We start from the raw sequence: 12,578 nt of genomic DNA, 5'->3' as shown, positions 1-12,578 counted from the left end.
TTAATTAACCATTCTATTTAACAAATACTTGTAATCTAAACCCTTGATCACCTGCACATGCTGAAGGCGTTGCGTTTATCGGATCAAGATTTAACTCTTGTGGAGCATCAGCATTAGCGATAATGCTCGAACCAGAAGTTGCATAACTACCTGTTTTTATACTTCTAATTTTATAATGTGCGTTATATCCCATTGCGACATTAAACCAAGGCCCATTTGGTTTGTTGCTTGCATCAGGTAATGCTGCTGTTGCCGCTCCATTAGGACATGCAACCGCATTAGACCCCACAAGAGACCAAATCACATATGGACTATTCATTTCAGTGACACCATCTGCTGCATATGCTTTGACATAATATTCATTATCAACTTTCCACTCTTTTGAACCATTAGGATCAAACTCTAATAAGTTTCCAGCTTGAGTCGCAACCAATACCCCATCACTTCGATAAACTTTAATTAATCCAGCTTGACCACCAGCAAAATCTATGGATACTTTATTGAACGATGCGCCAAATTGATCTATCGAAGTGGAAAATTCAACCACCCCTTCAATATTAGAAGCGACATCTAATGCATAACTATCACCAATTGCATCCATGCCTCCAGCAGTAGCTGCCTTAGCAGAAATCTTTTGACCCATTTTGATTTTTTCAAAGGATTTCACAATGACACAAGGTTCTTGTTTAGGACAAGACGTTACTTGACCCGAAGTACCATCAATTAAGGTGATTTTTTTGCCATTACTTGTTGCTGTCCAGCCTTTAAGTACAGAATCAAATGAGTCTGGAATTCGGTTCATGAGTTGTTCATCACTAAACCCAACTGCATCCTCTATTGCCGAAATTGTTCCATTTGGTACCTTCGGCTTTACAAGGCTGGCAATCAATGTTATAGCACTGAGACCATCGGCTGAATTAGAAGCCATTGTGGTTTTATTGCCGTTACGATCAACAGCCCAAAGACCAATCTTACGCATGACAGGATCGGGGATAACTTCAAATGACACTTGATTTGATGTTGCTGAACGACCTTTTTTATCGGTAACGGAAACAGATAAGGTATATTTACCATTAGATTGAATTGGATGACGTTTACCATTTTCATCTACATAACTTGGTGCAACAATTTTCCAATTTTGAGTATCTGCTTTTGGTGTAGCCCATGATGAAGATGTACAAATACCTGTTGTATAACAAAGGAATCCACCATTTGCATCAATTTCAAACATATCACCATTCCATTTTACACTGCTTAATCCTTTCGCATTATAAACAGCGATACTAACATCATAACTTTGTCCTTCAACGAGTTGTAAAGATTCAAGTCCTAAATCAACACTTAATTTTTTCTCTTTATATTCAAGAACGATATAGTTGTTACGATCAACTAAGTCATAACGACTACCAGCTAATGAACGTGCTGCTTGAACCATATCTGGATCTAACTGATCTTTTAAAGGAACCCCCATACGATAATTCATCGTCAATGAAGCAGAAGTGGCTTTTTGATTATTTTGTCCTCGCTTATGTTCCGCTTTGAGGGTAAAAAGTGGCACAGGTGTGTAATCAACGCTTGCTGTCACTGCTCTAGGATTTTTTTGTAGGTTATCTTTACCAAATAATGCCACTTTATCACCAAAGTATTGTTCATACATTAATGAACCACCTAAATGAGGGTACTGTGGTAAATAACCTTGAAAACGAACATCAAAACCTTTTGCAGCACGTTCTAAATAATCATCAAAATCACGAGATTGTTTCCAATTTGATAATGGATGATAATAGTTAGCTGCAAGTTTCATGTAGTCACTCCAAGCCTCAACACCTAAACCTAAACGATTGTGTGAACGTTGAAAGTCATGATCCAAAAATACGTTATAGCCTAATAACCATTTTTTATCTGCAAAGTCCCAACGTTGACCAATACCAATATTTCCAATACGTCGTTTATGTTCATATTCTTGAAATGATATTTGACTAAATATCAAGGTATTTTCTGTATCATACCAAGGACTAAATAGTTTAACGTTGACGTTACTAAATTGTCCTTTATCACTAACGTCAAAAGATAATTGAGCCGTACCAAAACGCCCTAAGAAGTCTTGGGCAGCGGTACGAAGTGGATCAACAACATGATTTTTCACACTACTGCGTAAATAATCCTCTGCGTAATCCTTACCTCGATTGGCCAATTGACTTGATAAGCCACCATTTTCAGATGATAATAGTTGTTTCCAATCTTGTGTTGCTAATGTCTGTAAAGCATAAGCAACATGAGTTGCAAGCTTATCTTTATCTGCCTGTACATCATAATTTTCATCTGATCCTAAATCCGGTAAATTTGTATATTTGTTTTGTTTAGTATCTTCAGCTTTACTTGTACTGATGGCAGGTAGTAGTGGGGAGTTTTCAGGAAGCACGAGAAGCTCACCTTCTTCAATCACATCCTTTTTATCAAAGCGCCCATTGTTCATTTTGCGTAGTTGGTCAACATTTATACCACTTATTAATGCTATTTGGTAAAGGCTAGCCTTTTTATTGTTAACCATTTCTCGAACTTTAATACCATTTTTAAGTTCAATAACTTTACTGTTGTCTACAGCAACAGTAGAAGTGCCTTGTTTCGAATCCAATGCCATAGCTGTCTGGCAATTTAATGCCAGAACAACTAAGGTTGAAACAATTTTTAAATTAAGATTTGTTTTCATCTTAATCATTCCTCATATTTCACTTTATTGATAATATATGTATCAAAAACACGTTTTATTCAGCTTTTTGATAAAAAAGCTTCTTTGTTTAGAATAAAAAAACGATAGCATTTTTATTGTCTTTAAAATTCTTTACAAAAAATTACTTTTTTTAAGATTATATTACAAAGAAGTCATTGTTCAATAACTTTTTTAAAATATTTGTAAAGATTTGATGAAAATGTCTTCAGAATATGAGGAGAGATAGATTAAAATAAAACGTGGGATTTATTTATCAATTTGATAATATTAATAATACATTAGTTCTCTTTATCTAATACTAAATAAAGCAGATAAAAAAGATAGAAATATTAGAATATTAGTATCTTTTTTTATAAAAATGTCATTTTCAGCAAGAATACTAATTATTGTTCTTCATTATATATTTCAAGATTTTCTGATTCTTTACTATTAAAAGCTTTTTGATTTTGATTTCTTGTTTGTTCTAATTGAAGCAAATAGCTTTCATCAATACCGTCTGTAATATATTGCCCATCAAACACTGAACACTCGAAATGATGAATCTTAGGGTTCTCTTCACGGATTGAGTCGATTAAGTCAGATAGATCCTGAAAAATTAGTCTATCTGCACCAATATCTTTAGCAATTTGCTCGACTGTGCGATTATAAGCGATAAGCTCACTGGCTGTTGGCATGTCAATTCCATATACATTAGGATGCCTAATCTCTGGCGCAGCCGAAGCTAAATAAACTTTTTTAGCACCAACAGAGCGAACCATTTCCAAAATTTTTTCCGAAGTTGTACCTCGAACAATAGAGTCATCGACAAGAAGGACATTCTTTCCTTCAAATTCAATGCGATTAGCATTAAGTTTACGTCTTACAGAAAGTTTGCGTGTAGCTTGACCTGGCATAATAAATGTTCGTCCAACATAACGATTTTTGACAAAGCCCTGCCGATAGGGTTTATTTAAAATTCTAGCAATCTCAAGCGCAGCATCGCAAGATGTTTCAGGAATTGGAATCACAACATCAATATCAACATCTTTCCATTCTCGTGCTATTTTTTTACCTAATTTTTGTCCCATCAATATACGTGATTGATAAACCGATACCCCATTCATGAACGAATCGGGTCGTGCAAAATAAACGTATTCAAAGATACATGGATAATATTGGGGATTATCTGAACATTGTTGTGAATAAAATTGCCCATCTTGTGTAATATAAATCGCTTCGCCGGGTTCGACATCACGTATAAATTCGAAATCAAGTATATCTAAAGCAACACTTTCAGAAGCAACCATATACTCCACTTTTTGATTATTTAAAATGCGTTTACCAATAACTAAAGGACGAATGCCATAGGGATCACGAAATGCAACCAATCCATGCCCAATAATCATTGCGACACAAGCGTAAGCGCCTTTAATAATATTATGTACATGACGTATAGCGGTAAAAATATTATCTGCAGAAAGGGGATAAGTTGGAAATTTGTCTAATTCACTGGCGAAAATATTAAGTAGCACTTCTGAATCAGAATTAGTGTTAATATGGCGTCTTGCTAATTCAAATACTTTATTTCGTAATTCGTTAGCATTGGTTAAGTTACCATTATGTGCAAGTGCTATGCCATAAGGCGAATTAACGTAGAAGGGTTGAGCTTCTGAAGGACTTGAACTTCCTGCTGTAGGATACCGTACATGTCCAATTCCTAATGTACCTTGCAAACGTTGCATATGATGTTCTTGAAAAACATCTTTAACTAAACCATTTGCTTTACGTAAACGAAAGCAGTTTTGTTCATCAATGGTTACAATACCCGCTGCATCTTGACCTCGATGCTGCAATACAGTCAATGCATCATAGATAGATTGGTTAACTGTGCTACATCCTAAAATACCAACAACACCACACATACAATGATTACCTCAAAATTACTGCACTAAAAATGAAGACGAATGTTGTATAAAATCAAAAAACCAACGAATAATAACATGAAAATGAGGAATAAGTTGTGATTCTTTCCAGTATTGCGATTGCGAGAAAGGAGTGAAAGTATCAATAAAAAAGAGAACAGCTGAAACCACTAATATTCCACGTAATGCACCAAAGCAGATGCCTAATACTCGATCTGTCCCTGATAAACCTGTTTTTTGGACTAATAAGCCAATAACATAAGAAATAAATGAGCAAACGAGTAATGTCGCTAAGAAAAGGATAGCTATTGCGACAGAAGTACGGATCAATTCGCTATCAAAATAGGTTAAATACTGAGTAATATAAGCATAAAATCTGCTCGCAATGAAAAATGCCAGCACCCAACTAATCAGAGATAATGCTTCTCGAACAAAGCCCCGTATTATACTGACCATGGCGGAAAAAATTATTACGCCAATAATAGTAAAATCAATCCAATTCATCATAGTAACTCACAATTAATTATTTATAGGAGATATTATTTATTACTTTTATTTTTGAACAAATTTTTTTAATTAGTAATAATAATGCTTTTTTGTTTTGTTAAATTATTAAGATTATCGATTACTTGTTCTGCTTGCTCCCTTTTAGCATAAGGTCCAACTTGTAATTTTATTAATTGGTTAGGTTCTGGCTTTTTAGGAATAACTTTAACGTTATAATTGTTTAATCGTAATAACGCAACAAGTTCTTCAATCTTTTGCTTGTTTCTTAATGCCGCTATCTGAATCATATATAATTTTGAATCTTGCGTAGTTGTGACCGTTTGATCTGTCGTTATCGGTTCATTGACATCTTCTGCATTGATTTCAGGTGAGATTAATGAACTTGGATTTTGGTCTGTGTCTAGTGCATAAGGAAAATTAGCAACCTCACTTGAGTTATTTTGTGTAAAGCTGTCATCAGGAGTATGTTCGACAGATTGAAACTGCTGATTCACTATGTTCGGTTGCAAAATAGGCGTAGTCGATGTTGTTGTATTCGATTTATCGGTGATGATCCATGGTGCTATCAAAGCTAAAATAAGTAATAAAGTGGCAAAACCAACAAGTCGATTTCTCATTCTATTTTGATTATTTGAAGCGTTATTTTTGTCTTTCGTCATGATTAATTTCACTTAATTCATATTGCTCTAAAACTTCAGCTACCGTATGAAATGAACCACATACGACGATAATATCATTATCTTTGGCATCTTGCATTGCTTTTTGATAAGCATCCGCCACATGATCAAATGTTAAAACAGTGGTTTCTTCTTTATCAAGCAAGTATTGCTTTAATACTTCAGCTTTGCAACCTCGCTCACCATAGAGTGTCGCGCAATACCATACATCGCCTTGTAAAATGGATAATGTACTTTTTATATCTTTATCTTTCAACATGCCAATAACAAATCTTATTTTACCTGTTTTGGATTGTTTAGCTTTTAATTGAGCTAATTGTTTAATTAAATAAGTTGCAGCATGTGGGTTATGAGCAACATCAATAATAACCAATGGTGAATATTGTAGCGTCTGAAATCTGCCAACTAAGCTTGCTTGTTTTAATCCTTTAACGATATCGTCTTGGGTAATATTTAAAGAAGAATAACTTAATGCTGCAATTGCTGTCGCAGCATTAGCTAACGGAACATTGGCTATCGGTAAATGATGATAATTTGCCAAGGGGGATTCAAAAGACCATTGATTATCATTAATTTGTTGATAAGACCAATCACTATTTACCGTATAGATAGGACAGTTAACTGATTCTGCCACCAATGGAATGGTGACAGGAACATTTTGCTCACCAACAACAGCAATGCTTTTCGATTTAAAAATACCGGCTTTTTCACGCCCAATACTTTCTCGAGTATTTCCAAGATAATCTACATGATCAATGTCTATTGTTGTGATAACAGCAATATCTGCATCAACAATGTTGGTTGCATCCAGTCGTCCACCTAACCCAACTTCCAACACAACTACATCTAATTTTGCTTTTTTAAACTGATAAAGTGCTGCAAGTGTTGCATATTCAAAATAAGTTAAAGAAATATCACCACGAACTTTTTCAATTTCTAAAAATGCGTTAACCGTTTCTTGGGCTGTTGACTCTTGATTATTAATTCTTACTCGCTCTGTGAAACGTAATAAATGAGGAGAGCTATATACGCCAACTTTTCGTTTTGAAGCGAGTAAGATCATTTCCAATGTTCGGCAAGTTGTACCTTTGCCATTAGTTCCTGCAACCGTAATAACATAGGGACCAGGTTGCAAAATATCTAAACGCTGAGCAATGATTTTTACTCGCTCTAATCCCATATCAATAGTAGTAGGATGCAGTTGCTCTAAATAACAAAGCCATGTCTTTAAGTCAGACATGGCATTAGGTTTTTCATTTTGCATGATCAATTAAACTGTCTCATCAATTGTCATTTCATCGTTATTCACATCATTAAATGGATCGGGAAGTTTCATTAATTTTGCAATTAGGCTGGCAATTTTAGGTCTCATTTCTTTACGATGAATGATCATATCAATTGCGCCTTTTTCCAGTAAAAACTCACTTCGTTGGAATCCTTCTGGTAGAGTTTCCCGTACAGTTTGTTGAATAACGCGTGGGCCTGCAAAACCAATTAATGCTTTGGGTTCGGCAATGTTAATATCACCTAGCATCGCTAAACTAGCTGAAACCCCACCCATAGTCGGATCGGTCATGACAGAAATATAAGGTAAACCTTCATCTTGCATTTTAGCAAGTATTGCACTGGTTTTAGCCATTTGCATCAATGAATAAAGTGCTTCTTGCATTCTTGCACCGCCACTTGTTGAAAAACAAATTAACGGGCATTTATCGGCTATCGCTTGTTCAGCAGCACGGGTAAACAAAGCCCCAACAACTGATGACATCGATCCACCAATGAAAGCGAATTCAAAACAGGCAACCACAACAGGAATACCAAGTAATGTTCCTTTCATGACAACCATAGCTTCTTTTTCGCGTGTCTCTTTTTGAGCCGCAGATAAACGGTCTTTGTATTTTTTAGTATCTTTGAATTTTAAAATATCTTTTGGCGCAAGATCAGTTCCAATTTCTACATCTGAATCCTCATCTAAAAAATGGTATAACCTGACGCGCGCAGGGATATGCATATGGTGATCACACTTAGGACAAACCTCTAAATTACGATCTAATTCAGCTTGGTAAATGACTTGTTCACAGTTACTGCATTTTGTCCAAACGCCACCGGGTATATTCGCTTTTTTATGATCTGATGATATATTATTTTTACTTAAAATCTTTTCAATCCAGCTCATTATGATTCTCTCATTGTGCTATACTCTAGAAAATATCGGGCTATTGTATAATACTTTGTGCTAATTCTTAATAGTTGTTTTAAATTTATCTTATTTGTTAACCATGTTTATAAAAAATATTCTTTTACCAAACAATCGTATTTTTTCATTTTAACGCTGATTTTAATATCCAACCAACTGAATATTTTAGATTAAATTATTGCATTTAAGTCACAAAGACAGCCTCTACTTCAATTAAGCGGTATGCTTACAATAATTCGGTTTATTCATAAAATTTTGAAAAAATCATTTAATCAATTCGTTTAATGAAATGCCTGATTTTAAACCCCATTGCAATCAATGATGCAAAATAAATAACGATACCTACCGTGACCAATAACAATAAACGACTTATTCGCATTAACATTGAACCCGTTGACCAATCTGGTAATAATTTCGATCCAAACCATAATACTAATGACATTAACAGTACCGCTATCACAATTTTAATTAAAAATTTACCCCAACCTGGCTGTGGTTGATAAAGTTCCTTTTTACGTAATTGCCAAAATAATAATCCAGCATTAAAACATGCTGCCAGCCCAATTGATAACGAAAGACCAGCATGTTGTAGTGGACCAATAAAAACCATATTCATTAGTTGCGTTAAAATTAATGTGACAATCGCAATTTTGACAGGTGTCTTAATATCTTGTCTGGAATAGAAAGCGGGTGCCAAAACTTTGATTAGAATAAGCCCAAGTAAACCGATAGAATAAGCTATTAAAGCACGTTGTGTCATTAATGTGTCATTTATTGTAAATTGTCCATATTCAAAGAGTGTTGAGATAAGTGGACGAGAAATCACACCTAATGCGACCGTGCTTGGCAAAGCCAATAAAAAACAGAGACGTAATCCCCAATCTAATAATTCCGAATATTGTTTATGATCACCATTTGAAAAGCTTTTAGCTAATGACGGCAATAAAATGGTACCCAATGCGACACCCAGTACGCCAGCTGGAAACTCCATTAATCGGTCAGCATAATACATCCATGAAACCGATCCCGAAATTAAGAAAGAAGCAAAAATCGTATTAATGATTAGAGATATTTGCCCAACCGATACCCCTAAAATTGCAGGCCCCATTTGTTTCAACACTCGCCATACACCACTATCTTTTAAATTGATACGAGGTAGCACTAGCATACCTATCTTTTTTAAAGTCGGAAGTTGATAAAGCAATTGTAAAATGCCGCCGACTACGACAGATACCGCTAATGCCAGCACCGGTGGATTAAAATAAGGCGTTAAAAATAGCGTAAATACAATCATGCTAATATTAAGCAATGTCGGTACGAAAGCAGGAACCGAAAAGCGATTCCACGTATTAAGTACGGCACCAACTAATGAAGCAAGTGAAATAAAAAAGATATAGGGGAAAGTGATGCGAAGCATGATGGTTGCAAGTTCAAATTTGTCGATAGATTCTTGCATAAAACCTGGCGCTGTCAGCATAATGATAAAAGGTGCAGTCATTACCCCAATTAACGTAACGATAGCCAATACTAATGTTAATAGACCGGCAACATACGCAATAAAAGTCCGTGTTGCCTCGATCCCTTGTTGATTTTTGTATTCAGCCAAAATGGGGACAAATGCTTGTGAAAAAGCCCCTTCAGCAAATATTCGTCTCAATAAATTAGGAAGTTTAAAAGCCACAAAAAACGCATCGGTAGCCATTCCTGCACCAAAAAAACGTGCAATTATTGCATCTCGAACAAAGCCTAAAACTCGAGATACCATTGTCATTGAACTTACAGTGGCTAAAGATTTTAATAAATTCATAGATAAGATAGGAGCCAAAAAACAAATGATAGGCATAGTCTACAAATTATTCATTTATTTCACCATGCTTTTTTATAAATAATAATGTTTATGAATTGAAATATTGTTACTATTCAAACAATAAGCGGATTGAAATACTAATCAGACAAATATTATCATCAATTATTCAATATAGGATTTTTATTTCATTCCGCTTTTATTTCTTCATTGGTTATAATTTATAACTTGCAGTTAACAATACAGCTCTAGGCGTGCCAGGCATACTACTTGAACGCCAATATTCTTTTCCTAATAAATTTGTTACTGCAAAAGTCATTTCAAAAGAAGAAGATTGATACCCTATTGCAGCATTCCATACAACATACCCAGGACGTTTATATTGATTTTTATCATCATTAAACATTGATCCCTTATAATTAACCTCAACTTCAGTAAACCAATTGTCGTAAGGCAAATAACGTATATTTAAGTAACCGCTATGCTTAGATGTATTGGGCAAATATTTTCCTTGATTAACTGGCATTTTTTTATCTTTATGAACTTTAGCTTGCTGATAACCAATACCGCTGTTAATGTACCATTTTGGTGTTAATTGTCCGATGATACTTAGCTCGATACCTTGACTGCGGTCACTGCCTTTTACCTGCCAATTATAAGGATCGTTCACCGCATCGGGTTGATAACGAACGTTGTATAATTCAAGATTATAAAGTGCAATTTGAGAAGATAATTTATCATTTAACCAATCACTTTTTACGCCTATTTCATATTGCCTTGAATATTGTGGTTTATTATCGTAAACCGTTTTCGAGTCTGTTGAAATGGTAATCAGTCCTCGTCCACCATAAGGTGCAAAATTTTTACTATAGGAAGCATAAAAACTTTGCGATTCGATAGGTTGCCAAATTAAACCGATTCGAGGGCTTAACGAGTGACCATTATATGAACGGCTTTGATGTTTAATTTTATCATCTGATGCAAATTCGTAATTGTCATAGCGTAAGCCCATCAACAATTTCCATTGTGATGTAAAACTCATTAAATCTTGCCAATAAATCCCTTTTGAAGTCGCTTTATGATTCGTTTTAGTATTTAGCTTATTGTAATGTGGTTTTTTAGAATTCCAGTGTGGATGGTAAGGCTCAACGACTTCAGGGTAAACACTCGTTAATGCTAATCTAGGTTGACGTTTTTCAATATTATATTCAATGCCGACTAACATATCATGACCGATACTTGCTGTAGTAAATTTGCCTATTACATCGAGTGTATTACTATAGGTTTTATTATCTGTTTCTTGCCAAGCTCGTCGAAATTGTAGTTTCCCTGCATAGTTACACGTTTTTCCACTATTTGTTTTGCCATTTAAATGACAATAATCACCACCATAAATATGGTCAAAATTTTGACTCGCTTGACGATAAAGGTTAGTTAATTTTAGTGACCAATCATCATTAAATTCAAAACCTATCACCGAACGTAATGATTTAAAATTATCTTTTACGTAATCATCAGGATGCGCATAGGTTGTTTTAATTGAAACCCCTTTTGGTAAATTATAGTAAGCTGGTCCTCGGTCTGGTTTACGCCATAAGTGATCATGAGTATATTGTACTAACCAATTAAACCCGTCTAAATTATCATAGAGTATACTTGGCGATACCATGGTGTCTCTTTGTTTAATTCCTTTGCGAAAACTTTTTTCTGATTGGTGATCAACTGTCATTCGGATCGCTAGTTTCTCATCGACAACATGATTAATATCGACCATACCGCCATATTTATCCCATGAACCACTACGTAAGCTTAAAACATTAGGTGAATCAAAATTAGCTTGTTTACTAATCATGTTTATCATTCCCCCACCAGAACCACGACCATAGAGTACCGAAGCGGGACCTTTCAATATTTCCACGCGTTCAATATTGGCTGTACTTTGCCTAACTTGCCCACTTGCACGGACACCATCCCGATAAATATCGCCAGAACTTGCGGAAAAACCGCGTATTTTTATGCCTTCATCCCGCATATCATAAGTAGTATCAACACCGGGTAATTTATTGACGATTACACTTAAATCATTTTGTCCAAAAATTTTTTCTTGATCAATGTTAACGGAATTAATGGATTGGGGTATATCTTTAATATCAAATGGCATTTTTGTCGCGGTTGATGATTTTTTTATTCGCTGGTCATTGATATCGGTAATGTTGGCAACAACCTTCATTGTTTCGATGTTTGCAACATCGTCTATTTTATCTTGAGCGCTAACAAAGGGTGCTGTACTTATTAGCCCCAAAATAGCGAATTGATGACTTAATTTCATTGTTTTTCCTATCTTTTATCGTTTTATTATAATTTGTTTCAGTTGGCTAAAGTTAAAGCAACAATAAATATGATAATGATTATTATTTACATTTACAACTTATTTTCTGTTTTATAAAAATATTGCGACAAAGAATATTAAAATCTAACTGAAATTAAGCGTTATTCAATGGTTGTTTAAATGGATTGCGGTTTGAGTATAATTAATTAAAAGGAGGTCTCTGTATTTTACCCTATCCTATAGATAGGCTGTAAAATAGATTGCTTTAAAATCGAGAAAATTTAACAAATGAACATAATTTTTTAACCCTTTTGTTGTGTTAACCCATCTTTTAAGCTTAACAGAATAATGGTTTAATATTATTTCCGATAAATATGATCACTAAAATTTGTTAAATTCAATTGATTTCTAATTTGATTTTGAAGGAGAGAA

General features: G+C 34.6%; 8 protein-coding genes. All 8 read right to left on the bottom strand.

All coding sequences use genetic code 11. The annotated features are described in order from the left end of the window. Nucleotides 1-13: 13 nt before the first annotated feature. A complete protein-coding gene (locus ACGH46_RS09390) occupies nt 14-2,710 on the bottom strand; it encodes an inverse autotransporter beta domain-containing protein (protein WP_411599811.1) in 2,697 nt (898 codons plus the stop codon). A gap of 404 nt (nt 2,711-3,114) precedes the next feature. After that, nucleotides 3,115-4,632: an amidophosphoribosyltransferase gene (gene purF / locus ACGH46_RS09385; RefSeq protein WP_411590599.1), complete on the bottom strand. Its 1,518-nt coding sequence runs from the start codon at nt 4,630-4,632 to the stop codon at nt 3,115-3,117. A gap of 18 nt (nt 4,633-4,650) precedes the next feature. Then, a complete protein-coding gene (locus ACGH46_RS09380) occupies nt 4,651-5,136 on the bottom strand; it encodes a CvpA family protein (protein WP_411590614.1) in 486 nt (161 codons plus the stop codon). A gap of 68 nt (nt 5,137-5,204) precedes the next feature. Next, nucleotides 5,205-5,798, bottom strand: coding sequence for an SPOR domain-containing protein (locus tag ACGH46_RS09375; RefSeq protein WP_267351465.1), 594 nt, complete (start codon nt 5,796-5,798; stop codon nt 5,205-5,207). Continuing rightward, the gene (gene folC, locus ACGH46_RS09370) at nt 5,779-7,083 is read right to left on the bottom strand and encodes a bifunctional tetrahydrofolate synthase/dihydrofolate synthase (RefSeq protein WP_411605463.1); all 1,305 of its coding nucleotides are present in this window, start codon (nt 7,081-7,083) and stop codon (nt 5,779-5,781) included. Before folC ends, ACGH46_RS09375 begins: the two co-directional genes overlap by 20 nt. A gap of 3 nt (nt 7,084-7,086) precedes the next feature. Next, a complete protein-coding gene (gene accD / locus ACGH46_RS09365; RefSeq protein WP_267360817.1) occupies nt 7,087-7,992 on the bottom strand; it encodes an acetyl-CoA carboxylase, carboxyltransferase subunit beta in 906 nt (301 codons plus the stop codon). Nucleotides 7,993-8,281: 289 nt separating this feature from the next. Continuing rightward, nucleotides 8,282-9,820, bottom strand: a complete 1,539-nt coding sequence (gene murJ, locus ACGH46_RS09360; protein WP_267360815.1) for a murein biosynthesis integral membrane protein MurJ — start codon at nt 9,818-9,820, stop codon at nt 8,282-8,284. A gap of 211 nt (nt 9,821-10,031) precedes the next feature. After that, nucleotides 10,032-12,146 carry a TonB-dependent receptor gene (locus ACGH46_RS09355; RefSeq protein ID WP_411605424.1) on the bottom strand — a complete coding sequence of 705 codons (2,115 nt, stop codon included), beginning with the start codon at nt 12,144-12,146 and terminating at the stop codon, nt 10,032-10,034. Nucleotides 12,147-12,578 lie beyond the last annotated feature (432 nt).

This window comes from Gilliamella sp. CG22 (genome assembly GCF_046635725.1).
Lineage (GTDB): Bacteria > Pseudomonadota > Gammaproteobacteria > Enterobacterales > Orbaceae > Gilliamella > Gilliamella apicola_I.
The sequence above is the reverse complement of the archived record's forward strand: the minus strand, read 5'-3'. Positions and strand labels throughout refer to the sequence as shown.

Coding starts and splice junctions, on each gene's coding strand:
- purF (WP_411590599.1), bottom strand. CDS start 4,632: ATGTGTGGTGTTGTTGGTATTTTAGGATGTAGCACAGTTAACCAATCT.
- ACGH46_RS09390 (WP_411599811.1), bottom strand. CDS start 2,710: ATGAAAACAAATCTTAATTTAAAAATTGTTTCAACCTTAGTTGTTCTG.
- accD (WP_267360817.1), bottom strand. CDS start 7,992: ATGAGCTGGATTGAAAAGATTTTAAGTAAAAATAATATATCATCAGAT.
- murJ (WP_267360815.1), bottom strand. CDS start 9,820: ATGAATTTATTAAAATCTTTAGCCACTGTAAGTTCAATGACAATGGTA.
- ACGH46_RS09355 (WP_411605424.1), bottom strand. CDS start 12,146: ATGAAATTAAGTCATCAATTCGCTATTTTGGGGCTAATAAGTACAGCA.
- ACGH46_RS09380 (WP_411590614.1), bottom strand. CDS start 5,136: ATGAATTGGATTGATTTTACTATTATTGGCGTAATAATTTTTTCCGCC.
- ACGH46_RS09375 (WP_267351465.1), bottom strand. CDS start 5,798: ATGACGAAAGACAAAAATAACGCTTCAAATAATCAAAATAGAATGAGA.